This is a genomic window from Streptococcus parasanguinis, from assembly GCF_001074805.1.
Classification (GTDB): domain Bacteria; phylum Bacillota; class Bacilli; order Lactobacillales; family Streptococcaceae; genus Streptococcus; species Streptococcus parasanguinis_A.
On sequence record NZ_JUPI01000123.1, the window covers coordinates 1 to 24289 of the forward strand.

Consider the following 24289-nt stretch of genomic DNA (forward strand, 5'->3'; position numbering starts at 1 on the left):
GAGCCCACTCAACCACTGCGTCTTGCCCGACAATCCAAAGACAATTGAGAGGCTAGGACTTTTGTCCCAGCCTCTTTACTTCTCAAAAACTACCTCTTGATGGGCAAAACGTGCCACTTACTGAAAAGCCCTTGTTTTGTTTTCAACAGCTGTTATAATGGTACTATCAAAACGTTGGGAAAGGAGTTTTATGAAAGTTAGAATCGAATTGGATCCATCAATGGACGAGCCTGAGATCTTGATTCGAGCCCCGCGCTTGACCCCGGAGTTGACCCAGCTGCAAGAGAGAATCCTAGAACAAAAAGTCGCTCCATTAGCCTTCTACAAGGATCGAAGTGAGTATTTTCTAGATGTAGCATCGATCCTCTTTTTTGAGACGGATGGGGAGAAGATTTTTGGACACACTAAGGATGAGGCCTATGAGGTCAAGCAGAAGCTCTATGAGTTGGAGGAGCTGCTTCCCATCGCCTTTTGTCGGATTTCCAAATCCACCATTGTCAACGCAAAGCAGATCTACTCTCTGGAAAAGTCTTTTTCAGGGACCAGCACGGTCAATTTCTACCAGACCCATAAGCAGGTCCACGTGTCTAGACGCTACTATCAACTCTTAAAAGAACGACTAAATGAAATGAGGTAATATTATGAGAAAAAAATTAATCGGAGTATTCTTAATCCTATTAGCAGCCTTACTCCTCTTACAAGGCTATTTTGTAAAATGGGACATCAGCATCTGGACCTTAGCTTGGGTCACCTTGCTTGCAGTCCTGTCCCTCTCTAGTTTCTTGAAACGCCATTTTGGTTGGGGCTTCATCTATGGACTTTTAGCTCTCTTTTGTCTCAATGGGCAATACCATTTCCTTCCGGTGTCCAATTCGGTTGTTATCCTTTCTTCAATTCTCGCTGTGATTGGACTTAACATCTTGTTCAAACCCTCTAAGAAAACAAAAGCCCGCCTAGCTTCCTATTCTGCTGGGTCCATGAGTAAGTCTGATGGCAATGACATCGATGTCACTTTTTCCACAGTGACAAAATATCTCAATGACCAACACTTTACCCACGGAAGTGCAGATGTGAGTATGGGAGAAGCATCGGTTTATTTTGACAATTGCCACATCGAAGGTCCTTCTGCTCAGTTTGTTGTCGATGTTTCCCTTGGAAGTTTGAGCCTCTATGTGCCAAGTGATTGGCGCGTCCATGTTAATGTGGATAATTCCCTTTCAGCGATCCAGCATCAGGAAAATCCAAGTGCTCTCACTAGCAAGGATTTCTACATTACGGGCGATGTTTCCTTAGGAAATCTGGAAATTATCTATGTAGGTACGAATTCGTTTTCTTAAGCCAGAAATGAAAAACTTTGTCCAAAAGCTTGCCAAGAGAGATTTTTTTTGGTAATATAGTACGGTATGTGGTGCTAGCACATCCGTTATATTAGATCTAATAGGAGGAAACACAGAAATGGCTAAAGTATGTTATTTCACAGGTCGTAAGACTGTATCAGGTAACAACCGTTCACACGCTATGAACCAAACAAAACGTGCCGTAAAACCAAACCTTCAAAAAGTAACTGTCCTTATCGATGGTAAACCTAAAAAAGTTTGGGCTTCAGCTCGTGCATTGAAATCTGGTAAAGTAGAACGCGTTTAATAAAGAAAGAAGGCTGGGCATAAAGTGTCCAGCCTTCGCTTTTGATAGGAATAGTAGCATGACGCAGTGGTTGATTGGAACTACTCATGTTTGAAACATTCGTACTTCCTAATCAACTGTGCAGGGGTGAGGAAATGAACTCTTTTGAACGAATCGGAGTTCTTTCCCACTCCCTTTTCTTTTTCTCCAGAGACAGCTGTCACAGCGGGAGAAGAATAGTCCCTACCCTTTTACAGTTGACCTCTTTTATGGTAAAATAGAATATAAAATACTTTTGAGGTAGAAATTATGACAGTAAAAATCAATACAAAGGACGGTCAAATTGAATTGACTGATGAGGTTATCGCAACTGTTGTAGGCGGTGCTGCTACTGAGATCTTCGGTGTGGTTGGAATGGCCAGCAAAAATGCGATCAAAGATAATTTCCAAGCCCTCCTAGGGAAAGAAAACTTCTCTAAAGGTGTTGTTGTCAAAACAACGGAAGCAGGAACTATCGCAGTTGATGTTTACACTGTTTTGAGCTATGGAACAAAAATTAGCGAAGTCTCAAAAAATATTCAAGAACGTGTGAAATTTAGTTTGGAAAATCAACTTGGAATCACTACGGATACTGTGAATGTCTATATTCAAAATATCAAGATTGTGGGAGAATAATCGTGGCTAATATTACTACAAGTTTATTTCAAGAAATGGTTCAAGCGGGGGCTACGCGCTTAAATAAACAAGCGGAATATGTAAACTCTTTGAACGTCTTTCCTGTACCAGATGGAGATACAGGGACTAATATGGGAATGACCATCGAAAATGGGGCCAAAGAAGTATCGGACCGTTCTGCTTCAACTGTTGGAGAAGCAGCAGGGATCTTCGCTAAAGGTCTCTTGATGGGTGCGCGTGGGAACTCAGGAGTTATCACTTCTCAATTGTTCCGCGGATTTTCTCAAAGTGTCAAAGACAAAGAAGAATTGGATGGAGCAGCACTTGCAGCAGCCTTTCAGTCTGGTGTAGAAGTCGCTTATAAAGCCGTTATGAAGCCGGTTGAAGGTACCATTTTGACTGTTTCTCGTGGGGCAGCCATCGGTGCCAAGAAAAAAGCAGAATCTACCAATGATGCAGTAGAAGTCATGCGTGCAGCTCTTGAAGGTGCTAAAACAGCTCTTGCCAAGACTCCAGATATGTTGCCGGTCTTGAAAGAAGTTGGTGTGGTAGACTCTGGTGGTCAAGGTTTGGTATTCATCTATGAAGGATTCTTGTCAGCCTTGACAGGAGAATTCATCGCTTCTGAAGAGTTCCAAGCAACACCTGCAACCATGTCAGAAATGATCAATGCAGAACACCACAAGTCAGTCGCTGGCCATGTCGCAACTGAAGACATCAAGTTTGGTTACTGTACAGAAATCATGGTCGCTTTGAAACAAGGTCCAACTTATGTCAAAGACTTCGATTACGATGAATTCCGTAACTATTTGAACAACCTTGGGGATTCCCTATTGGTGGTGAATGACGATGAGATTGTTAAAGTTCACGTCCATACAGAAGATCCAGGTCTTGTCATGCAAGAAGGTCTTAAATACGGAAGCTTGGTGAAAGTGAAAGTTGACAACATGCGTAACCAACACGAAGCGCAAGTTGAAAAAGAAGAGCGTCAAGCGAAACCAGTTGAAGAAAAAGAATATGCCATTATCGCAGTCGTTGCGGGTGATGGATTGGCTGATATCTTTAAAGCGCAAGGGGTGGATTACATCATCTCTGGCGGTCAAACCATGAACCCATCAACAGAAGACTTTGTCAAAGCTGTTGAAGAGTTGAATGCGCGCAACATCATTATCTTGCCAAACAACAAAAATATCTTGATGGCCGCTCAATCTGCAGCAGAAGTGATTGATCAACCAGCAGCAGTTGTAGAGACCAAGACCATCCCTCAAGGATTGACCAGTCTTCTTGCCTTTGATGAAAGCAAATCGATCGAAGAAAACTACGAACGAATGAGCGCTTCATTGGGTGATGTTGTGTCTGGTAGTGTGACGACAGCGGTTCGCGATACCACTATCGACGGCCTTGAAATCCATGAAAATGACAATCTTGGAATGGTCGATGGTAAGATCGTCGTTTCAAACCCAGATATGATGGCAACCTTGGAAGAAACATTCGCTCATATGTTGGACGAAGATAGTGAAATTGTGACCATCTATGTCGGTGAAGACGGCAGTGAGGAGTTGGCAAACGAATTAGCTCAAGCCCTTGCTGAGAAGTATGAGGATGTAGAAGTGGAAATCCACCAAGGTGGCCAACCAGTCTACCCATACTTGTTTAGTGTAGAATAATTGAACAGAAGGTTCCTTTCGGAACCTTTTTTTGTAGATAGAAAAAGGAGGAGATTCCCTATGAAATCGGAGTGATTTGGAGAATTTGAGACGGAAGTGAATCCTCCATTGAGGCTTTATTAGTGGAGAAAAGGGGACTTTGCAAAAAGTATCAAATTCATCAGTTTTTTATTCAAAATGAAGGGCTTGAAATGAGGGGGAAATGGTTTGAAAAGTGGAGTTTTTAGACAAGAAAGACGCGATATGTTATACTGATAACAGTATGTGAAAGGAGAGTTATAAAAATGAAGAAATTTTTTGTAACCCTTGGGCTAGCCATTTTGGTATTGACTGGTTGTTCGCAATCCCAAACAAAGAAAACAACACCCGCTAGCTCTTCTAGCAGTTCCTCTGTTAAAAAAGAAGTAAAAAATGAAGAAAAAACCACAACCTTAGTTGGAGATATCAAGGGAACAAAACACCGGGATATCATCAAATCAAAGGGAGATAAGGTTGAAAACCTTCGTATCGAAGTGACAGCTGATCTACCCCAACAACTTGGGACTATCGCAGCAGAGAAGTCACCTGAAGAACTCACAGCAGCCATTCAAGCTTTGTTGGAACAAAATGAAGACTACAAGAAGTTAAAAAACGTTCCTGGTTTTAGCTTGGAATATAGTGTTACACCAGAGAAGAAATTGCTCTCAACCAGTGTGATTGACCTCAACCAAATTGATACCAAGTCTCTAGAAGAAATTTCTTACTTCAAAGATGCTGGTCTCAATGACTTGAAGAATATGAAGGCGGATGCCTTGATCAAGGCCTTGAAATTGCATGGCATGAAAGAAGAAGGCCAGTAAGAAGAATAGAAAAGTCGAGTGAAGCCACTTGGCTTTTTTTAGTGACTTTTGTCATGTGAGCGAGTGACAAAATCATCTAGTGGCCGTTATTTTCTTTTCATATAATAAAGTCAGAAAGTAAGAGGAAAGAAAAATGAAACAATGGTTATTTAAGGTGTTTACGTTAACAGTGGTTGGAATGGTCGTCTATTTGATCTTTTCAAAGAATGATAGCCTCTATTACCATTTTCCTTGGGAATTATTTGCTGGGCTTGGCATCATGAGCTGGGCGGTTCAAGAGGGATTGAAAATGCTCAAGGCTGTTAAAAAGGAAATGGAGCAATGAAAAAAACGGGAGTGACCGTGGTTGTTTTTGTCATCATTCCAGCTGGTCAAGCCTGGTTGAAAGGAGAGTATCATGAGTGTCATTAGAGTAGAAAACTTGAAAAAAAGGATCAAAGGAAAAGTGATTCTAGAAGATCTTTCTTTTGCGGTTGAACGGGGGGATTGTCTGGCCTTAATCGGGCCTAACGGAGCAGGGAAGACGACCTTGATGAATTGCCTCCTAGGGGATAGGAAGGTGACTTCTGGAATCATTGAAGTAGAAGGGAAGGCTCCTGGTCATCCTCGATTAAAGGCTAGTGTCTCTTATCTCCCTCAAGAGAATGCCGTCGTTCAAAAGTTAACTGTTCAGGAACTGATCAACTTCTTTCGCTCCATTTATCCCAATCCCTTAACGGTCAATGAAATCGATGAGCTATTGCGTTTTAGTCTAGAACAAAAGAAACAATTGGCCAGTAAGCTGTCTGGTGGGCAAAAACGTCTCCTATCCTTTGTTCTAACCTTGATTGGTCGTCCGAGTCTTTTGTTTTTGGATGAGCCAACGGCTGGAATGGATACGTCTACTCGCCAACGCTTTTGGGAGATTGTCGGGGATTTAAAGGAACAAGGCGTCACTATTGTCTATTCTTCCCATTACATTGAGGAAGTAGAGCATACAGCTGACCGGATCCTGGTCTTGCACCAGGGACGTTTGCTTCGAGATACGACTCCTCTCGCTATGAGAAGTGAAGAGGTAGAAAAACATTTTACCCTGCCTTTGCGATACCAAGCTCTAGTGGTAGGGATGGACGGAATTGGTCAAGTGACGGTCAAACCTGATGCCCTTCAAGTTGTGACAGGCGATGCCAATCGCTTGTGGAGGCAATTGCAAGAAGAAGGCTGTTCGATCCAAGAGATCGAAGTGACCAATCGAAGTTTATTGGATTCTATTTTTGAAAATACAAAGGAAGTAGGTAGAGAAGATGAAACGCATGAAAGCTCTTGGCGTGGTTGAGTGGCATTTGACCAGACGTCAAGCCATTTATTACTTGTTATCAATTGGGATGCCCACGGCTTTTTATCTCTTCTTTTCAGGGATGTACCAGGACACACCAGGGGCACCTGCTCACTTTATGAGGGATTATCTCCTCTCCATGACGGCTTTTTCCATGATGTCTACGGCTATCTTTTCTTTTCCAACCGTTCTTGAAACCGATCGACTCAACAATTGGCAAAAAGTCTTGCGTCATACTCCCGTATCTATGGTAGAATATTATCTAATAAAGGTTGTCGGTCTCTTTGTCGACTTTCTCCTATCCATTGTAGTGGTCTTTACCGTGGGTCATGTAGTGCGTCATGTGAACATGTCTATACAGGATTGGGTCTTAGCGGCCTTCCTTCTCATCCTAGGAAGCCTGGCTTTTGTAGCTATCGGTCTGGTCTTGACCCTGCTTCCTTCTAGTCAATTGATGTCGGTTGCGGGCAATCTCCTCTATATGGGACTGGCTGTTATGGGTGGCCTATGGATGCCTATTAGCCTCTTTCCAGAATGGATGCAAGCCATTGGCAAGTGCCTGCCAACCTATCAATTGATGGAACTGATCAAGACCTTTTTAAACAAGGGACAGGTCAATGTCTTTGCTAGTCTTTATTTAACTTTGTTTACCCTGGTCTTGTTTACCCTTGTCATCGTCTATCGTCGTCATTCTGAGGTTCGTGCATGATTGAAAAACTCAAGCGTATTCATTATATGTTTTACGCTAGCCTAGTCTTTATGGGATTCCCATTTATCTCTATTTTATTGGGTGAGGTTCCCTACTGGCACTTCTTTTTAGCCCTCTTGTTTATTGCTTCCTATCTAGGAATCTTGATTACTGAAAACAAAAAGCTGATCTGGATTTGTTGGCTGTACCTCCTAGCCTATGTAGCAGGAAATACTCTTTTTATTAACGCCAACTATTTTTGGTTTTATTTCTTCATCAGTAACCTGTTAGTCTATCACTTTGAGATTCGCAATTTTCGCTCTCCTTATCTTTGGACAGTTTTTCTATCGCAATTCCTACTTTTTGGAGTTATCTTTTTCAAACAGAATGCGATGGAGTATGAATGGGTATTTTTAATCATCATTTTCTTTTTTACCCATGCCATGACCTACGGCATGATCCGGATTCGGATGATGGAAGAGTTGAAAGCTGACCATGCCAAGCAAAATGCCCAGATCAATCTCTTGCTGGCAGAAAACGAGCGCCATCGGATTGGCCGTGATCTACATGACAGTCTGGGCCACACCTTTGCTATGCTCAGTGTCAAGGCAGACCTGGCTGATCAATTCTTAGCATTGGGTCAGGTTGAGAAGGCGCAGGAGCAGGTCCAAGAGATTCAAGCCATTAGTCAAGAGTCCATGCACCAAGTCCGAGAGATTGTGGAGAACTTGAAGCAGCGAACCCTGGCAAGAGAGCTGGAAACCGTCAAGCAAATGCTGGAAGTAGCTCAAGTCAAAGTAGAGATTCAAAACGAGCTCGATAGAGCTAGCATCTCGCCGGTCCTAGAGTCTGCTCTGGCCATGGTGTCTCTGGAACTAGCCACCAATATGATCAAACATGCCAAAGCGACGCAAGCCCTTCTCACTTATCGCTCCACCGAAACAGGGGTGGAAATGGTCGCAGAAGACAATGGTATCGGCTTTGATAAGGTCTCCGATAAGGACCTGCACTCGATCCGCGAACGGATTGCCTTGTTGGGAGGAGAGCTGGATATCAGTCATCAATACAAGCCGACCCGGATAGAAATACGGATCCCCTATCAAGAAAGGAAATAAAATGCGCTTATTAGTTGCAGAAGACCAAAGTATGTTGCGCGATGCCCTTTGCCAGCTCTTGCTTTTGCAAGAGGATGTAGAAGAAGTCTTGCAGGCTGAAAATGGGCAAGAAGCCATTCGCTTACTCGAAACCCATCCAGTTGATATTGCTATTTTAGATATTGAGATGCCCATCAAAACAGGGCTAGAAGTGTTGGAATGGGCCAAAAGTCAACAACCCCAGCTTAAGGTTGTCATCGTTACCACCTTTAAGAGACCGGGTTATTTTGAGCGGGCCCTCAAGGCCGGAGTCGATGCCTATGTTCTAAAAGAGCGACGCATCACGGACTTGATGGGGACCCTGCATACAGTTTTGTCAGGGCAAAAAGAATATTCTCCTGAATTAATGGAGGGAATCCTAACCCATCCCAATCCTCTAAGCTCTCAGGAGCAAGCGGTCCTAAAAGAAGTTGCAAAGGGAGCTTCTAATCAAGAAATTGCTGATCGTTTATTTCTCTCTAACGGGACTATCCGCAATTATATGTCGGCTATTCTGACCAAGTTGAATGCAGAGAACCGGACCGAGGCGGCGAAGATCGCCCAAGAAAAGGGATGGCTATAAGCAAGCAAAGTTTCTAGGATTCCTAGAGACTTTTTTTGTGATAGACTTAGCAATTCTAGAGAAACTCTCATTATTCGGATTTGGATAGAAAATTCAGAAAATTTACTATTTTTCCTTGAAATATTTCCTAAAAATGGTATGATAGTAGCATGCTCATTTGAGAAACAAAGTACTGGAAAGGAGAGACATGGAGAAAATTACCTTAGAAACTGCGAAAACCGGTTCAGAACTTGTCCTTGAAACCCTGCGTGATTTGGGAATCGATACGATTTTTGGTTATCCTGGTGGAGCCGTTTTGCCTTTATACGATGCTATTTATAGCTTTAAAGGTATCAAGCATATTCTTGGACGACACGAACAAGGATGCTTGCATGAAGCTGAAGGCTATGCCAAATCAACTGGGAAGTTGGGTGTCGCAGTCGTCACGAGTGGACCGGGGGCTACCAATGCTATTACAGGGATTGCGGATGCCATGAGCGACAGTGTACCTTTATTGGTCTTTACTGGACAAGTTAATCGCGCTGGAATCGGGAAAGACGCCTTCCAAGAAGCGGATATTGTGGGAATTACCATGCCCATTACCAAGTACAATTATCAAGTACGTGAGACGGCAGACCTTCCGCGGATTATTACAGAAGCTGTCCATATCGCGACTACAGGTCGTCCAGGTCCTGTCGTCATTGACCTACCGAAAGACGTCTCTGCTATAGAGACAGATTTCATCTATGAACCAAGTGTGAAGCTTCCAAGCTACCAGCCAACCATTGAACCAAATGAATTGCAAATCAAAAAGATTTTGAAGCAATTGAGTAAGGCTAAAAAACCAGTTCTTCTTGTTGGTGGTGGGGTAAGTTACGCTGGAGCTGCAAAAGAGTTGCTTGCTTTTGCAGAGCGCTATCAGATTCCAGTAGTGACCAGTCTTTTAGGTCAAGGAACGATTGCGACCAGTCATCCTCTTTTCCTAGGAATGGGAGGAATGCACGGATCCTTCGCTGCTAACATTGCCATGACAGAGACGGATTTCATGATTAGTGTTGGTTGTCGATTTGATGACCGTTTAACAGGTAATCCAAAAACTTTCGCTAAGAATGCTAAGGTTGCCCACATTGATATTGATCCTGCAGAGATTGGCAAAATCATTGCTGTTGACATTCCAGTTGTCGGCGATGCGAAGAAGGCCTTGCAGCAGTTACTAGCAGAGCCAACGGTTCATAACAATACAGAAAAATGGATCGAGAAGGTGACCCAAGATAAGAACCGGGTCCGTTCTTACGACAAGAAAGAACGGGTTGTACAGCCACAAGCTGTGATCGAGCGCATTGGAGAGTTGACCAAGGGGGACGCTATTGTCGTCACAGACGTTGGACAACACCAAATGTGGGCAGCTCAATACTATCCTTACCAAAATGAGCGCCAATTGGTGACTTCAGGTGGTTTAGGAACTATGGGATTTGGTGTTCCTGCAGCTATCGGAGCAAAAATTGCCAATCCAGATAAAGAAGTTGTTCTCTTTGTCGGAGACGGTGGTTTCCAAATGACCAACCAGGAATTGGCGATCTTAAATATTTATAAGGTTCCCATCAAGGTCGTTATGCTCAACAACCATTCACTTGGGATGGTCCGTCAATGGCAAGAAGCCTTCTATGATGGTCGGACATCAGAGTCAGTCTTTGATAGCCTTCCGGATTTCCAATTGATGGCGCAAGCCTACGGGATCAAGAATTATAAATTTGATAATCCTGAAACCCTAGAGAAGGATTTGGAAGTCATCACAGAAGATGTACCAATGTTCATCGAAGTAGACATTTCTCGGAAAGAGCATGTCTTACCGATGGTACCAGCTGGTAAGAGTAATCATGAGATGTTGGGGGTGAAGTTTAATGCGTAGAATGTTAACAGCCAAACTTCAAAACCGCTCAGGTGTTCTGAACCGCTTTACAGGAGTTCTATCGAGACGTCAAGTCAATATCGAAAGTATCTCTGTTGGCGCAACAGAAAACCCTAACGTATCGCGGATTACCATCATCATTGATGTTGCTTCGCACGATGAAGTGGAGCAAATCATCAAACAGCTCAACCGCCAGGTGGATGTGATCCGTGTCCGGGATATCACGGATAAACCACACTTGGAGCGCGAAGTGATCTTGGTGAAAGTTTCTGCACCAGCTGAGAAACGGGCAGAAATCTTGGCCATTATTCAACCTTTCCGTGCAACCGTGGTCGACGTAGCTCCAAGCTCGATTACTGTTCAAATGACGGGAAATGCAGAAAAGAGTGAAGCCCTTATTCGGGTTATTCGTCCGTATGGGATTAAAAACATCGCCCGCACCGGTGCAACCGGATTTACTCGAGATTAATTCTCGACTGAAAATTGTTATCCTCGCCTTAAAAAGGCAAATTAAAATAGAAAAGAGATTTTACTTATGGCAGTTCAAATGGAATATGAAAAAGACGTAAAAGTAGCAGCACTTGACGGTAAAAAAATCGCCGTTATCGGTTACGGTTCACAAGGTCATGCGCATGCACAAAACTTGCGTGATACAGGTCACGATGTGATCATCGGTGTGCGCCCAGGGAAGTCATTCGATAAAGCTAAAGAAGATGGTTTTGATACTTACACAGTAGCAGAAGCAACTAAATTGGCTGATGTTATCATGATCTTGGCTCCAGACGAAATCCAACAAGAACTTTACGAAGCAGAAATTGCTCCAAACCTTGAAGCTGGTAATGCTGTTGGTTTCGCACACGGATTTAACATCCACTTCGAATTCATCAAAGTTCCTAAAGATGTTGATGTTTTCATGTGTGCTCCTAAAGGACCAGGTCACTTGGTACGTCGTACATTTGAAGAAGGTTTTGGTGTTCCTGCACTTTACGCTGTCTATCAAGATGCTACAGGTAACGCCAAAGATATCGCTATGGACTGGTGTAAAGGTGTTGGTGCGGCACGCGTTGGTCTTCTTGAAACAACCTACAAAGAAGAAACGGAAGAAGATTTGTTCGGAGAACAAGCGGTACTTTGTGGTGGTTTGACTGCCCTTATCGAAGCAGGTTTTGAAGTATTGACTGAAGCTGGTTATGCTCCAGAATTGGCCTACTTTGAAGTTCTTCACGAAATGAAATTGATTGTGGACTTGATCTACGAAGGTGGCTTCAAGAAAATGCGTCAATCAATCTCGAACACTGCTGAATACGGTGACTATGTATCAGGCCCACGTGTCATCACTGAGCAAGTGAAAGAAAATATGAAAGCTGTTCTTGCTGACATTCAAAATGGTAACTTCGCTAACGACTTTGTTAACGACTACAAAGCTGGACGTCCAAAATTAACTGCTTACCGTGAACAAGCTGCTAACCTTGAAATTGAAAAAGTTGGTGCTGAATTACGTAAAGCAATGCCGTTCGTTGGTCAAAACGACGATGACGCCTTCAAAATCTACAACTAATTGTCTGTAGAAGACTAAGCAAGTTGGGACACCCTGGCTTGCTTTTTTCATCAAAACACAGCAACAGAGGTATGAAATGATAACAGCAAAAGATGTGGCTAAGGCCCATAAAATATTAAGAGGGGTCGTTGTTAATACGCCTCTTGAATACGACCACTATTTATCTGAAAAATATGGGGCAAAGATTTATTTGAAAAAAGAAAATGCCCAACGCGTTCGCTCTTTCAAGATTCGTGGAGCGTATTTTGCAATTTCTCAACTCTCAAAAGAAGAGCGTGAGCGTGGGGTAGTGTGTGCTTCTGCGGGAAACCACGCGCAAGGGGTTGCTTATACTTGTAATGAAATGAAGATTCCAGCGACCATCTTCATGCCGATTACGACACCGCAACAAAAGATCGGCCAAGTCCGATTCTTTGGTGGAGATTATGTAACGATCAAGTTGGTGGGGGATACCTTTGACGCTTCAGCGAAGGCAGCACAAGAATTTACGCTTGCAGAAAAACGGACCTTTATTGACCCGTTTGATGATCCAAACGTACAGGCTGGTCAAGGAACAGTGGCCTACGAAATCCTTGAGGAAGCTCGAAAAGAATCGATTGCTTTTGATGCAGTCCTTGTTCCTGTAGGAGGTGGTGGCCTCATTTCAGGTGTTTCAACCTACATCAAAGAAACAGAGCCTAGGATTGAGGTCATTGGGGTAGAGGCTGAAGGGGCGCGCTCTATGAAGGCTGCTTTTGAAGCAGGGGGCCCAGTCAAATTACCAGAAATTGATAAATTTGCAGATGGGATTGCCGTGCAAAAAGTAGGACAATTAACCTATGAAGTAACCCGTCAGCATGTGGAAACCCTGGTTGGGGTCGATGAAGGTTTGATTTCAGAGACTTTGATTGACCTTTATTCTAAGCAAGGAATTGTTGCCGAACCAGCGGGAGCTGCTAGTGTGGCATCTCTAGAGATCTTGCGCGAATACATCAAGGGGAAAACGATCTGTTGTATTATCTCAGGTGGGAATAATGATATTAACCGCATGCCTGAAATGGAAGAACGTGCCTTGATCTACGATGGAGTGAAACACTACTTTATCGTAAACTTCCCACAACGTCCAGGGGCCCTTCGCGAGTTTGTAAATGATATCTTAGGGCCAAATGATGATATCACACGTTTTGAATACATCAAGCGTGCTAGTAAGGGAACAGGCCCTGTCTTGATTGGGGTTACTTTAGCTAATAAACATGACTATGCAGGCTTGGTCAACCGTATCGAGCGTTTTGATCCGTCTTTCATTAACTTGAACGGCAATGAAACTCTCTATAATATGCTCGTCTGAATGCTCGTCTGAGTATCATACAGAAACAATCGACCATTTAAGCAATATATTTTTAAGGAATATATTGCTTTTTTATCAACACTTGTGATATGATATGCGTAAATTAAAAGGAGGAACTTTTTATGCCTGAATTTATTATCTTTGTTTTATTTTTGCTACTGGTTGCAGGATTCATTGTGATTAGCTCACTATATGTGGTCAAGCAACAATCCGTTGCCATCATCGAGCGCTTCGGACGTTATCAAAAAATTAGCGATAGTGGCATTCATATGCGAGCGCCTTTTGGTATCGATAAAATTGCAGCACGAGTTCAATTGCGCGTCTTGCAGAGTGAGATCGTGGTTGAAACAAAAACTCAGGACAACGTATTCGTTACCATGAATGTGGCGACGCAATACCGAGTAAACGAAAGCAACGTAAAGGATGCCTACTACAAGTTGATGCGTCCAGAGTCACAGATTAAATCATACATTGAAGATGCTTTGCGTTCTTCTGTTCCCAAGTTGACCTTGGATGAATTATTTGAGAAAAAAGACGAAATCGCCCTTGAAGTTCAAAAACAAGTGGCAGAAGAAATGTCAACTTATGGATATATTATTGTAAAAACCTTGATCACCAAAGTTGAGCCAGATGCCGAAGTGAAACAATCCATGAACGAGATTAATGCGGCGCAAAGAAAACGCGTGGCAGCTCAGGAATTGGCAGAAGCAGACAAGATCAAGATCGTTACTGCTGCCGAAGCTGAGGCGGAAAAAGACCGCTTGCACGGGGTCGGTATTGCCGAGCAACGGAAGGCTATTGTCGATGGATTGGCAGACTCTATTAAAGAGTTAAAAGGAGCCAATGTAGACTTGACCGAAGAGCAAATCATGTCTATTCTGTTAACCAATCAGTACTTAGATACCTTAAATAATTTTGCAGATAAAGAAGGGAATAATACGATTTTCCTACCAGCTAACCCAGATGGCGTCGAAAACATTCGTACACAAATATTATCAGCCTTGAAAGCAAAGTAAATTTTTTCTCATTTTTTAAAAAAGGTTCGTATTTTCAGCGATTTTAGTTGACAAAATGTGCAAAACAATTTATATTAGTATTGGAAATAATAATATAGGAGAAAGATCATGGCTAAATCGAACTTTGAAAAAGTAGAATCAGTTGTTGGATGGGTACGCGATAAGAAAATTACGGGATATCGTATCAGTAAAGAAACAAATGCCCGTGAAATGTCTATCATTGCCTTGGCTCAAGGACGTGCAAAAGTGAAGAACATCTCGTTTGAAACTGCACTCGGATTGATTGATTTTTATGACAAAAATCATCAAAAATTCGAAGATTAATTTGTTGTTCCAATTAAAAACCAGAGAGGCTTCCTCTCTGTTTTTTTCTATGCCTTAAAAGAAGAGGAGGTACAAAAAACAGCTTGCTTCCATACTGGTAAGCAAACTGTTTCAAGAGGTTAGTGTAAGAAGCGTTGAAGGAATTCCTTGGTCCGTTCTTCTTTGGGATTACTAAAGATTTCTTTTGGATCTCCCTGCTCAGCAATGACCCCCTTGTCCATGAAGATGACACGGCTAGAGACATCGCGGGCAAATTCCATTTCGTGGGTTACGACGATCATGGTCAAACCTTCTTTAGCGAGGTCCTGCATGATTTTCAAAACTTCCCCAACCATTTCAGGGTCCAGGGCGGAAGTTGGTTCATCAAAGAGGATGGCATCAGGATCCATGGAAAGGGCACGCGCGATAGCAACCCGTTGTTTTTGGCCTCCTGAAAGTTGTTTCGGACGGGCAGCCCAATATTGAGATCCCATACCGACTTTTTCAAGGTTTTCTTTGGCAACTTTTTCTGCGGTTTCACGATCACGCTTGAGGACGGTTGTTTGTGCAACGATCGTATTTTCTAAGACATTTAAATTTTCAAAGAGATTAAAGCTTTGGAAAACCATTCCTAATTTCTCGCGGTAGTGGGTAAGATCATACTCAGGATCAAGAACATTTTGTCCACGATAGAGAATCTCTCCAGCTGTAGGAGTTTCTAGAAGATTGATGGAGCGAAGGAAGGTTGATTTTCCGCTACCAGAGCTCCCGATGATGGAGATCACCTCTCCTTTTTCAACCGTAAGGGAAATATCTTTCAAAACCTCATTTTGACCATAAGATTTTTTTAAATGTTGGATTTCAAGAATTTTTTCTGCCATTATTTCACCTCATTGACTTGCATTTGATTGGCACCTGTAGTATAAGTATCAGAATCTAAGCGACGTTCGATGTAGCGAAGAATTCGTGTGATGGTAAAGGTGAGAACGAAGTAAATCACAGCGATGATCGTAAAGGTTGGGAAGTATTGGTAGTTTTGAGTTGCGACCGTATTTCCTGTAAAGTACAGTTCAACTACAGAGATCACATTTAAAACAGATGTATCCTTGATGTTAATAACAAATTCATTCCCTGTTGCTGGCAAGATATTGCGAACAACCTGTGGAAGGACGACCTTGCGCATGGTTTGTCCATGGGTCATTCCTAGAGCAGTCGCTGCTTCAAACTGACCTGGATCCACTGCTAAGATCCCACCACGAACAATCTCACTCATATAAGCTCCGGTATTGATTGATACGATAAAGATGGCGGCCCAGGTACGATCCAAGGAAATGTTGAAGGCTTGGGCGGAACCATAGAAAATGACCATGGATTGAACGATCATCGGAGTTCCACGGAAGATTTCAATGTAGACATTGAGGAACCAACCAAAGGCAGTTTGACATCCAGCAAGGAATTTATTTTTAGCCTTCGGAGCTGTTCGGAAGACACCGATTAACAAACCGATAATCAACCCAGCGATAGTTCCAGTCATAGAGATTAAGAGGGTCATTCCAGTTCCCCGTAAGAACTGTGGGCCATTATCCTTTAAAATCTTCATCACTTGGCTAAAGAATGTCTGCTTATCATCACTAGCATCACTGGAAGCTGGTTGCTTCTTAATCATATCATCCATGAGTTTGACTTGGTCTTCAGACGAAATCTTAGCTAGTGCGGCATTGACTTGGTCAAGTCTAGTATCACCCTTCTTCATCCCGATAGCGATGGTCGCATCTTCTTCTCCAACTTCAAATCCTTTTTTGAATTGGATCATCTTAAATTTTGAATTAGCGGACTCAGCGGTTAGGGCTTCTGGTCGTTCGGAAACATAAGCATCGATGACGCCGGATTCAAGCGCTTGACGCATTTGAGCAAAGTCTCCCATAGCGGTTTCTTGTTTTGCCCCTTTGAGTTGAGAAATGAGCGAGTAGAGGTAGACACCTTGTTGAGAGGTGACCTTTGCATCTTTAAAGTCATCTAAGGTAGTAGCATTTGCATATTTTCCGTCTTTGCGGACCAGCATGACCGGCTCGCTGGTATAGTAGCTATTAGAGAAGGCGACCTCTTTTTTACGTTCAGCAGTGGGACTCATCCCGGCGATAATCATATCGATTTTACCAGATGTGAGTGCTGGAATTAAACCGTTCCAAGATGTTTTCACGATCAAAGGTTTTTTACCTAAATCTGCTGCAACTTTTTTGGCGATTTGGACATCGTACCCATTGGCATATTGGTTGGTACCATCAATCTTCACGGCTCCATTTGAATCATCTTCCTGGGTCCAGTTAAAGGGAGCGTAGGCCGCTTCCATTCCGATTCGTAAATAGTCATCTGCATGAGCAACCTGTGTGATGCCTAGGCAAATGAAAAGCCCTGTTAAGAGCGCGAATAATGTTTTTTTCATTTTTTCTCCTCTTCCTTATTTTAACTCTTCCTATTGTACGGTAAAATAGGTTGCATTTCAAGCATGCTCCTCTTTTTATTTAAAAAATGCTATAATAATACAAAGGAGCGTGATCAAATGAAAAAGTATTTGTATGTTTTTTTCGCCTTTCTGGCCTGCCTTTTTGTTAGTCAGAACGTCCATGCATCTAGCCCCTCTTATGATGTATTGTACTATGGTGGAACCTTGACCTTGGACAACTGGGACGACGCCACCTATGAGGAGGAGTTGGTCTATTATTTCAAAGATTCTTACAGAGGGCAGTATGTTAGTCTAGGAACGGCGGGGAATATGCCACAAGGCTTCGCAATTGAGATGCCACCAAAGGTTGAGGTAGAAGGCCGTGATCTTCAAAGAGAACCCGAGATTACGAATCTAGGTGATGGCTACCGGGTGAAAATTTATAACAGTGGTGTGGCGACAGATACAGTCAAAATTAAAGTCACATGGAAATTAAAAAATCTTCTTTATTCACACAAGGATATCTTGCAGTTGAACTGGAAACCAATTACTGATGGTGATCAGAAGGTGGATGAAGTTCAATTTCGTGTCATTCCTAAGTTCGCACCAGCCAATGCCCAATCGGAACTGTATATCCATACAGCCTTTATGGGACCAGATGTGACTGTAAAAAAAGAAGATGGAATCTATTCTGCTACTTTCTATAACTTAGGCAAGGGAAAAGCGGTGGAGTTGTATGGATACTGGTTGAAGTCAGACTTATCTACTTTGTATGAATCTGGTCGAAATACAGGATTGACCAAATTGGATGAATTTCACAAGAACCAAGCCAAAATTGAACAAGAAAAATACTGGACACGCATGTTTTGGAAATGGATCTTGCCAGCCTTAATTATTGCACTCTGGCTTCTTTCTCTCTTGGGTCGCAATCGGTTCAAAAAAATGATTTGGCCTGGTGTTACCTATCCGACCGATACTCGTCTTTATGAGATTCCAAAGGACATTGCACCTCTGATTATGAGTTCGGTTGTTTATTCAGCTGAACTAGATGAGGCTTCCCCTACCAATAAAGAGAAGGCGACTCCTCCGGTATTTACATTTGAAAAAATGCTTCAAGCCACTTTGCTGGATTTGATGGATCGTGGAGTGATTGTCTACGAGCAACAAGGAAATGAAGTGGTTTTGACGAGAAAGTCTCATGGACATGTGGATGATTTTGAACGCTCCTTTATGAATATGGCTTTTGGAGATCAGGTTTCCTGTCCTGTTAACCGTCTCTTTGAGAATTATAAATTTAGTGATGATGTATACAAACATGCCAAAAAAGCAGATCAAGATGCCATTCGTTCACTAGGAAGTTGGGCTCAGGGTCGCTTTGATACGGCTGTCAACCAAGTGGCCAGAGATGTTCATCGCAAGGTGGAAGATCTCCATTTGCCAAGCTACTATCGTCCTTTAGAAGCAAAAGAAGAAGCGCAAGCTAGACGAAGTCTCTTCTTTGGTTGGGCTGCTTGGTTTATCGCCTTTGGAGCAGAAATCTTTGCCATCTTTGGGATGGGTTGGTTCTCTGTTCCTTGTTTGATAGGGATCCTCATACTTTGGTTTTTGCCAGCACGCTTCAATGGCGTCTTTAAGGCCTGCCTACGAGATGGGGTTGTCAATGTTGCGGGTGCTGAGCAACGCTATTACTGGGATAGTTTTGGTCGGATGTTAAAAGAGATTGCTCACCTCAACGATGCAGAGTTGCAGTCTCTAGTCCTATGGAACCGCTTATTGGTCTATGCGGCCTTGTATGGTGTAGCCGATCAGGTCACAAAGGTCATGAAACTTCGGAATATTCAGTTAGAAAATCAAGCCTTAAACGCCTTCATTTACACCCCATTCTATCATGATGTGACCCACTCAAGTCATGCCATGTCTACTTATGGATCGACAGCATCGACAGCTAGTCATTTCACAGTTTCTTCTGGTAGTGGAGGAGGCTTCTCTGGCGGAGGAGGCGGAGGAGGCTTTGGTGCCTTCTAAGCAGTACTAAGAATGGTTTTGGTCGCTCTTTCCCTTCTAGTTCGGAAGGTCTGGTCCGGTCCATAGATTTATGATATAATAGAGCAAATGTAAGTTTAGGAGAAAAAGATGTTTCTGATCGAATTAATCAAAGCGATCCTTTTTGGAATTGTCGAGGGGATTACAGAATGGCTACCGATCTCAAGTACAGGTCACTTGATTCTACTACAGGATTTTGTGCAGTTTAAAAACCAAGATCCAGCCTTTATGGAGATGTTCAATGTTGTGATCCAATTGGGTGCGATCCTAGCGGTTGTGGTAATTTATTTTGATAAATTATACCCCTTCAAACCTGGTAAATCTCCACTAGAAGTACGTCGGACCTGGCAATTATGGGCAAAAGTTGCAGTTGCAACCCTCCCTCTTGTCTTTGTTTTTAAATTAGATGATTGGTTTGAGGCGCATTTCCACAATTCGATTTCCGTTGCAATTATGTTGATCACCTACGGGATTGCCTTTATCTATTTGGAAAGACGGGAACAAGTCGAACCTGCAGTGACGGAGTTGCATAAGCTACCTTATCGAACAGCTCTTTATATCGGACTTTTCCAAGTCTTATCGCTATTTCCAGGTACAAGCCGTTCAGGTGCTACGATTGTAGGGGGCTTGATCAATGGTGTTAGCCGTCCAGTGGTGACAGAGTTTACCTTTTATCTGGGTATCCCAGCTATGTTTGGGGCCAGCCTCTTAAAGGTTGGGAAATTCGCTCTTGGCGGGCATTCACTTGCACTAGGGCAACTCTTTATTCTACTGGTAGCGATGGGAGTGGCCTTCGTAGTCAGCATGTACGCCATCCGCTTCTTGACAGATTATGTGAAAAACCATGATTTCACCGTCTTTGGGAAATACCGTATTGTTCTTGGTTCCATCTTGTTATTGTATGGCCTCTTCCGTGTTATTTTCTAAGAGAAGGGTTGAACTCGATCAAATTGTTTATTGAGGTTGGAGACTTTTGTCCCGACCTCTTTTCTATGCATCCTTTTTTTGAATTCTATCCATTTTTTTAGTATAATAGTAAGACTAGAAGTATGAGGTTATGCTATGAAGATGAAGCAAATTAGTGATTCAACCATTAAGATCACGATCCAACTAGAAGACTTAGAAGAACGCGGAATGGAAATTGCTGATTTCCTTGTCCCACAAGAAAAAACAGAAGAATTTTTCTATGCCATTTTGGATGAACTCGAAATGCCAGAAAGCTTCCTGGATAGCGGGATGCTGAGCTTTCGTGTGACACCAAAACCGGATAAATTGGATGTTTTTGTTACCAAATCAAAAATTGATCAACAATTGGATTTTGAGGATTTGTCAGATCTTCCTGATATGGAAGAGTTGTCGCGCATGACGCCAGATGAATTTATCAAAACCTTGGAAAAAACGATTTCTGATAAGACAAAAGGGGATGCAGAAGCTATTCACCATTTGGAACAAGAAGAGTTACGTGACAATCAAGAACAAGATCCTACATCTGAAGCACCAGTAAGTCAGTATATTTATTACATTTTGCGTTTTTCAAATATCCAGCAAGCAGTTGCCTTTTCAAAAATGGTCAGTTTTCCAGTGGATACCTCTGAATTATACAAAATGGGATCCGATTATTATTTAACCGTCTTGATCGATACAGAGGATCAACCAACTCAATATCCGACCTGGTTACTGGCCATCATTCGGGAGTATGCAGATGATTCAGAAGTGACACGAGCCGTTCTGCAGGAACACGGCCACTTACTAATGGTGTCTGGTGCGATTGAGAATTTGAAGAAAGTTGCTAGCTTATGATGTCCTTTTCCTTGCAATTTGTTCTGGTGCTGATTGGGACTTTTATGATTGCCTTGGTATTGACGCCCTTGGTTCGCTTATTCTCCTTTAAGATTGATGCAGTGGATTATCCGAATGCGCGTCGGATCAATACCAAGCCCATGCCAAGCGCGGGTGGACTGTCTATTGTGATCGCTTTTTCAATTGCGACTCTCGTCTTTATTCCTATGCTGACATCCACCACTGCCCCAATCAAAAGTTACCTATCCTATACCTTGCCGGTCGTAGGAGCGGGATGGATTATTGCTCTCACAGGCTTGATTGATGATGTAAAAGAGTTGTCAGCCAAGAAAAAGATGATCGGTATCCTGCTTGCAGCGAGTCTAGTCTGGTTTTTGACAGATTTTCGGCTGAATGATTTCAAGATTCCATTTGGTGGTCCCTTACTTCATTTTGAACCGTGGCTTTCTTATCTTTTGACAGTGATTTGGATTGTTGCCATTACCAATGCAGTCAATCTGATTGATGGATTGGATGGCTTGGTGAGTGGGGTCTCTATTATTTCCCTAGTGACAATGGGGATTGTGTCCTATTTCTTTCTACCAGTACCCAATCTCTTTCTGACCATGACCATCTTTGTTTTGGTTGCGTCCATTGCTGGTTTCTTTCCCTTTAACTACCATCCGGCCATTCTCTATTTGGGAGATACCGGTGCTCTGTTTATCGGTTTTATGATTTCTGTCTTGTCCCTGCAAGGTTTGAAAAATGCAACAGCAGTTGCAGTAGTCACCCCTATGATTATCCTTGGAGTGCCGATTACAGATACCTTTTTGGCGATTATCCGTCGGACCCTTTCTGGTCAAAAATTTTACAAGCCGGATCGCAATCATTTGCATCATCGTCTGCTCTCTTTAGGGTTAACCCATCGAGGAACCGTATTGGTAATCTATGGAATTTCGATGATCTTTTCGATGATCTCTTTGCTGCTTAATATCTCTACTCGCATTGGGGGCGTCTTACTTGTGATCGGGCTCTTGTTTGGAGTAGAGCTGTTAGCAGAATTGATTGGGGTTCTGGGGCCAAGTCATAGTCCTTTGTTAAATGTTCTGCGCTATATAGGGAATTCTTCCTACCGGGAGGAAGTTCGTCAAAAACGAAAAGAAAAAACTAAATAAGAATAGTTCTAATCAAAAGAAAAGCCATTTAGGCTTTTTTTTGATATACTTGAAAGGTAAAAAAATACTTTGTGATGAAGGAATCTTTGCTTTGAGAACCTTCCATACTTCAAAGTAAAAAGAAAGGGAATGCAATGTCGACATTAGAAATCAAAGACCTTCACGTTGAAATTGAAGGCAAAGAAATTTTAAAAGGTGTAAACCTAACCCTAAAAACTGGTGAGATCGCAGCGATTATGGGACCAAATGGTACAGGTAAATCGACTCTGTCAGCAGCGATTATGGGAAACCCAAATTATGAAGTGACCAAAGGGGAGATTCTGTTTGATGGTGTCAACATCTTGGAATTGGAAGTAGACGAACGGGCACGGATGGGCTTGTTCCTTGCTATGCAATACCCTTCAGAAATCCCAGGAATTACCAATGCAGAATTTTTACGTGCAGCCATGAATGCTGGTAAAGAAGAGGACGAGAAGATTTCCATTCGTGATTTCATTAACAAATTGGATGAAAAGATGGAATTGCTCAACATGAAAGAAGAGATGGCAGAACGCTACCTCAATGAAGGATTCTCTGGTGGTGAGAAAAAACGAAATGAAATTCTTCAATTATTAATGTTGGAGCCAACTTTTGCTCTTTTGGATGAAATTGATTCTGGTTTGGATATTGATGCTCTTAAGGTCGTATCTAAAGGGGTTAATGCGATGCGGGGTGAAGGTTTTGGAGCAATGATCATCACCCACTACCAACGTTTGTTGAACTATATTACTCCTGACGTAGTTCATGTGATGATGGAAGGTCGTGTCGTGCTTTCAGGTGGACCAGAATTGGCTGCACGCTTGGAACGGGAAGGATACGCCCAACTTGCAGAAGAACTCGGTTACGACTATAAAGAAGAACTATAACCTGATGACAAGTGATCTAATGTTGTCATAAAATCAAACAGATAGTATCTTTATTAGGAGAAAAAAATGAGTATTGAAAATATTACCCTCTTTTCGGAACTGCATGCTGAACCAAGTTGGTTGCAAGAGTTACGAAAACAAGCTTTTGACAAGATCGATCAGTTGGAATTACCAGCGATTGAACGCGTCAAATTCCACCGTTGGAATCTTGGGGACGGGACGATCACAGAAAGCGAGGCTTCTGCCCATGTTCCAGATTTTACAGCCCTTGATTCAAATTTAAAATTAGTCCAAGTTGGAACCCAGACTGTTTTTGAACAGGTGCCACAAGCCTTGGCAGACCAAGGGGTCCTCTTCACAGATTTCCATTCTGCCTTAGAAGAAATTCCGCAGGTGGTGGAAGACTACTTTATGTCTTCTGTCAAATACGATGATGACAAACTAGCAGCTTACCACACAGCATATTTTAATAGTGGGGCTGTCCTCTATATTCCAGATAACGTCGAAATTTCAGAACCAATCGAAGGCATTTTCTATCAGGATAGTGATAGTGATGTACCTTTTAACAAACACATTTTGATTATCGCTGGTAAAAACAGTAAGTTCAGCTATTTGGAACGCTTGGAATCAAAAGGTGATGGCACAGCAAAAGCAACTGCTAATGTGACGGTTGAAGTGATCGCCCGCTCAGGTGCTCAAGTGAAATTTGCGGCGATTGACCGCCTGGGTGAAAATGTCACAGCCTACATCAGTCGCCGTGGGAAACTAGGACAGGATGCCAGCATTGATTGGGCCATCGGTGTTATGAATGAAGGCAATGTTGTTGCAGACTTTGACAGTGACTTGGTTGGAAATGGAAGTCATGCTGATTTGAAGGTTGTTGCCTTATCAAGTGGTCGTCAGGTGCAAGGGATTGATACGCGCGTGACCAACTTTGGTTGTAACTCAATCGGAAATATCTTGCAACACGGTGTCATTCTTGAAAAAGGAACCTTGACCTTCAATGGAATCGGTCATATTATCAAGGGTGCTAAAGGAGCAGATGCCCAGCAAGAAAGCCGTGTCTTGATGTTATCGGATCAAGCGCGTTCAGATGCTAACCCAATCCTCTTGATTGATGAAAATGACGTTACAGCAGGTCATGCAGCATCGATCGGTCAAGTGGATCCAGAAGATATGTATTACCTCATGAGTCGTGGTCTGGATCAACACACAGCAGAACGCTTAGTAGTGCGTGGTTTCTTGGGATCTGTTATTGTTGAAATCCCAGTTAAAGAAGTACGTGATGAAATGATTGCCACCATCGAAGAAAAGTTATCTCAACGCTAA

25 protein-coding genes are annotated in these 24289 nt (G+C 42.6%); 23 read left to right on the plus strand and 2 right to left on the minus strand.

The window, feature by feature from the left end:
• Positions 1–190: 190 nt before the first annotated feature.
• The 17 genes from ADI76_RS08515 to ADI76_RS08595 all read left to right on the plus strand — a co-directional run bounded on the left by ADI76_RS08515 (position 191) and on the right by ADI76_RS08595 (position 14636).
• Positions 191–637: a LytTR family DNA-binding domain-containing protein gene (locus ADI76_RS08515; protein WP_003004160.1), complete on the plus strand. Its 447-nt coding sequence runs from the start codon at positions 191–193 to the stop codon at positions 635–637.
• 4 nt (positions 638–641) lie between these two features.
• Positions 642–1337 carry a LiaF transmembrane domain-containing protein gene (locus ADI76_RS08520; protein ID WP_049515809.1) on the plus strand — a complete coding sequence of 232 codons (696 nt, stop codon included), beginning with the start codon at positions 642–644 and terminating at the stop codon, positions 1335–1337.
• A 118-nt stretch (positions 1338–1455) separates the two neighbouring features.
• Positions 1456–1644, plus strand: coding sequence for a 50S ribosomal protein L28 (gene rpmB, locus ADI76_RS08525; protein WP_001140948.1), 189 nt, complete (start codon positions 1456–1458; stop codon positions 1642–1644).
• 288 nt (positions 1645–1932) lie between these two features.
• Positions 1933–2298 carry an Asp23/Gls24 family envelope stress response protein gene (locus tag ADI76_RS08530; protein WP_003004393.1) on the plus strand — a complete coding sequence of 122 codons (366 nt, stop codon included), beginning with the start codon at positions 1933–1935 and terminating at the stop codon, positions 2296–2298.
• A gap of 2 nt (positions 2299–2300) precedes the next feature.
• The gene (locus ADI76_RS08535; protein ID WP_049515810.1) at positions 2301–3965 is read left to right on the plus strand and encodes a DAK2 domain-containing protein; all 1665 of its coding nucleotides are present in this window, start codon (positions 2301–2303) and stop codon (positions 3963–3965) included.
• Between the two features lie 284 nt (positions 3966–4249).
• Complete coding sequence (locus ADI76_RS08540; RefSeq protein WP_049515812.1) at positions 4250–4804, plus strand: SP0191 family lipoprotein; 555 nt, start codon at positions 4250–4252, stop codon at positions 4802–4804.
• A 133-nt stretch (positions 4805–4937) separates the two neighbouring features.
• Complete coding sequence (locus ADI76_RS08545) at positions 4938–5129, plus strand: hypothetical protein (RefSeq protein ID WP_049515814.1); 192 nt, start codon at positions 4938–4940, stop codon at positions 5127–5129.
• A gap of 72 nt (positions 5130–5201) precedes the next feature.
• Positions 5202–6119 carry an ABC transporter ATP-binding protein gene (locus ADI76_RS08550; RefSeq protein ID WP_049515815.1) on the plus strand — a complete coding sequence of 306 codons (918 nt, stop codon included), beginning with the start codon at positions 5202–5204 and terminating at the stop codon, positions 6117–6119.
• Entirely contained in the window at positions 6088–6828 is a 741-nt protein-coding gene (locus tag ADI76_RS08555; protein ID WP_049515816.1) for an ABC transporter permease, read from the plus strand. Before ADI76_RS08550 ends, ADI76_RS08555 begins: the two co-directional genes overlap by 32 nt.
• A complete protein-coding gene (locus ADI76_RS08560) occupies positions 6825–7922 on the plus strand; it encodes a sensor histidine kinase (RefSeq protein ID WP_049515817.1) in 1098 nt (365 codons plus the stop codon). Before ADI76_RS08555 ends, ADI76_RS08560 begins: the two co-directional genes overlap by 4 nt.
• Position 7923: 1 nt before the next feature.
• Positions 7924–8523 carry a response regulator transcription factor gene (locus tag ADI76_RS08565; RefSeq protein WP_049515819.1) on the plus strand — a complete coding sequence of 200 codons (600 nt, stop codon included), beginning with the start codon at positions 7924–7926 and terminating at the stop codon, positions 8521–8523.
• A gap of 187 nt (positions 8524–8710) precedes the next feature.
• Positions 8711–10411: an acetolactate synthase large subunit gene (locus ADI76_RS08570; RefSeq protein WP_049515821.1), complete on the plus strand. Its 1701-nt coding sequence runs from the start codon at positions 8711–8713 to the stop codon at positions 10409–10411.
• Positions 10404–10880: an acetolactate synthase small subunit gene (gene ilvN, locus ADI76_RS08575; protein ID WP_003010242.1), complete on the plus strand. Its 477-nt coding sequence runs from the start codon at positions 10404–10406 to the stop codon at positions 10878–10880. The genes ADI76_RS08570 and ilvN overlap by 8 nt, the downstream gene beginning before the upstream one ends.
• Before the next feature lie 66 nt (positions 10881–10946).
• Positions 10947–11969, plus strand: coding sequence for a ketol-acid reductoisomerase (gene ilvC / locus ADI76_RS08580; RefSeq protein WP_049515823.1), 1023 nt, complete (start codon positions 10947–10949; stop codon positions 11967–11969).
• 76 nt (positions 11970–12045) lie between these two features.
• Positions 12046–13296 (plus strand): threonine ammonia-lyase IlvA, encoded by a 1251-nt coding sequence (gene ilvA, locus ADI76_RS08585; protein WP_014712946.1) that lies wholly within the window; start codon positions 12046–12048, stop codon positions 13294–13296.
• Between the two features lie 122 nt (positions 13297–13418).
• Positions 13419–14312, plus strand: a complete 894-nt coding sequence (locus ADI76_RS08590; protein WP_049515825.1) for an SPFH domain-containing protein — start codon at positions 13419–13421, stop codon at positions 14310–14312.
• A 108-nt stretch (positions 14313–14420) separates the two neighbouring features.
• Positions 14421–14636 carry a hypothetical protein gene (locus ADI76_RS08595; protein ID WP_003004771.1) on the plus strand — a complete coding sequence of 72 codons (216 nt, stop codon included), beginning with the start codon at positions 14421–14423 and terminating at the stop codon, positions 14634–14636.
• A gap of 119 nt (positions 14637–14755) precedes the next feature.
• On the opposite strand, the gene ADI76_RS08600 is transcribed toward ADI76_RS08595, so the two are convergent.
• Entirely contained in the window at positions 14756–15496 is a 741-nt protein-coding gene (locus ADI76_RS08600) for an amino acid ABC transporter ATP-binding protein (RefSeq protein ID WP_003010256.1), read from the minus strand.
• Positions 15496–17058, minus strand: coding sequence for an ABC transporter substrate-binding protein/permease (locus ADI76_RS08605; protein ID WP_049483537.1), 1563 nt, complete (start codon positions 17056–17058; stop codon positions 15496–15498). Before ADI76_RS08605 ends, ADI76_RS08600 begins: the two co-directional genes overlap by 1 nt.
• 117 nt (positions 17059–17175) lie before the next feature.
• Here ADI76_RS08605 and ADI76_RS08610 point away from each other — a divergent pair, with 117 nt between their 5' ends.
• The 6 genes from ADI76_RS08610 (at position 17176) to sufD (ending at position 24289) form a co-directional block, all read left to right on the plus strand.
• The gene (locus ADI76_RS08610; RefSeq protein ID WP_049515827.1) at positions 17176–19083 is read left to right on the plus strand and encodes a DUF2207 domain-containing protein; all 1908 of its coding nucleotides are present in this window, start codon (positions 17176–17178) and stop codon (positions 19081–19083) included.
• A gap of 108 nt (positions 19084–19191) precedes the next feature.
• A complete protein-coding gene (locus ADI76_RS08615; protein WP_049515829.1) occupies positions 19192–20028 on the plus strand; it encodes an undecaprenyl-diphosphate phosphatase in 837 nt (278 codons plus the stop codon).
• A 135-nt stretch (positions 20029–20163) separates the two neighbouring features.
• Complete coding sequence (gene mecA / locus ADI76_RS08620) at positions 20164–20901, plus strand: adaptor protein MecA (RefSeq protein ID WP_049473266.1); 738 nt, start codon at positions 20164–20166, stop codon at positions 20899–20901.
• Positions 20898–22055: a glycosyltransferase family 4 protein gene (locus ADI76_RS08625; protein ID WP_049515831.1), complete on the plus strand. Its 1158-nt coding sequence runs from the start codon at positions 20898–20900 to the stop codon at positions 22053–22055. Before mecA ends, ADI76_RS08625 begins: the two co-directional genes overlap by 4 nt.
• A 134-nt stretch (positions 22056–22189) precedes the next feature.
• Positions 22190–22960, plus strand: a complete 771-nt coding sequence (gene sufC, locus ADI76_RS08630; RefSeq protein ID WP_049497693.1) for a Fe-S cluster assembly ATPase SufC — start codon at positions 22190–22192, stop codon at positions 22958–22960.
• A gap of 66 nt (positions 22961–23026) precedes the next feature.
• Positions 23027–24289 carry a Fe-S cluster assembly protein SufD gene (gene sufD / locus ADI76_RS08635; protein ID WP_049515833.1) on the plus strand — a complete coding sequence of 421 codons (1263 nt, stop codon included), beginning with the start codon at positions 23027–23029 and terminating at the stop codon, positions 24287–24289.

Coding starts and splice junctions, on each gene's coding strand:
- ADI76_RS08515 (WP_003004160.1), top strand. CDS start 191: ATGAAAGTTAGAATCGAATTGGATCCATCAATGGACGAGCCTGAGATC.
- ADI76_RS08520 (WP_049515809.1), top strand. CDS start 642: ATGAGAAAAAAATTAATCGGAGTATTCTTAATCCTATTAGCAGCCTTA.
- rpmB (WP_001140948.1), top strand. CDS start 1,456: ATGGCTAAAGTATGTTATTTCACAGGTCGTAAGACTGTATCAGGTAAC.
- ADI76_RS08530 (WP_003004393.1), top strand. CDS start 1,933: ATGACAGTAAAAATCAATACAAAGGACGGTCAAATTGAATTGACTGAT.
- ADI76_RS08540 (WP_049515812.1), top strand. CDS start 4,250: ATGAAGAAATTTTTTGTAACCCTTGGGCTAGCCATTTTGGTATTGACT.
- ADI76_RS08545 (WP_049515814.1), top strand. CDS start 4,938: ATGAAACAATGGTTATTTAAGGTGTTTACGTTAACAGTGGTTGGAATG.
- ADI76_RS08550 (WP_049515815.1), top strand. CDS start 5,202: ATGAGTGTCATTAGAGTAGAAAACTTGAAAAAAAGGATCAAAGGAAAA.
- ADI76_RS08555 (WP_049515816.1), top strand. CDS start 6,088: ATGAAACGCATGAAAGCTCTTGGCGTGGTTGAGTGGCATTTGACCAGA.
- ADI76_RS08560 (WP_049515817.1), top strand. CDS start 6,825: ATGATTGAAAAACTCAAGCGTATTCATTATATGTTTTACGCTAGCCTA.
- ADI76_RS08565 (WP_049515819.1), top strand. CDS start 7,924: ATGCGCTTATTAGTTGCAGAAGACCAAAGTATGTTGCGCGATGCCCTT.
- ADI76_RS08570 (WP_049515821.1), top strand. CDS start 8,711: ATGGAGAAAATTACCTTAGAAACTGCGAAAACCGGTTCAGAACTTGTC.
- ilvN (WP_003010242.1), top strand. CDS start 10,404: ATGCGTAGAATGTTAACAGCCAAACTTCAAAACCGCTCAGGTGTTCTG.
- ilvC (WP_049515823.1), top strand. CDS start 10,947: ATGGCAGTTCAAATGGAATATGAAAAAGACGTAAAAGTAGCAGCACTT.
- ilvA (WP_014712946.1), top strand. CDS start 12,046: ATGATAACAGCAAAAGATGTGGCTAAGGCCCATAAAATATTAAGAGGG.
- ADI76_RS08590 (WP_049515825.1), top strand. CDS start 13,419: ATGCCTGAATTTATTATCTTTGTTTTATTTTTGCTACTGGTTGCAGGA.
- ADI76_RS08595 (WP_003004771.1), top strand. CDS start 14,421: ATGGCTAAATCGAACTTTGAAAAAGTAGAATCAGTTGTTGGATGGGTA.
- ADI76_RS08600 (WP_003010256.1), bottom strand. CDS start 15,496: ATGGCAGAAAAAATTCTTGAAATCCAACATTTAAAAAAATCTTATGGT.
- ADI76_RS08605 (WP_049483537.1), bottom strand. CDS start 17,058: ATGAAAAAAACATTATTCGCGCTCTTAACAGGGCTTTTCATTTGCCTA.
- ADI76_RS08610 (WP_049515827.1), top strand. CDS start 17,176: ATGAAAAAGTATTTGTATGTTTTTTTCGCCTTTCTGGCCTGCCTTTTT.
- ADI76_RS08615 (WP_049515829.1), top strand. CDS start 19,192: ATGTTTCTGATCGAATTAATCAAAGCGATCCTTTTTGGAATTGTCGAG.
- mecA (WP_049473266.1), top strand. CDS start 20,164: ATGAAGATGAAGCAAATTAGTGATTCAACCATTAAGATCACGATCCAA.
- ADI76_RS08625 (WP_049515831.1), top strand. CDS start 20,898: ATGATGTCCTTTTCCTTGCAATTTGTTCTGGTGCTGATTGGGACTTTT.
- sufC (WP_049497693.1), top strand. CDS start 22,190: ATGTCGACATTAGAAATCAAAGACCTTCACGTTGAAATTGAAGGCAAA.
- sufD (WP_049515833.1), top strand. CDS start 23,027: ATGAGTATTGAAAATATTACCCTCTTTTCGGAACTGCATGCTGAACCA.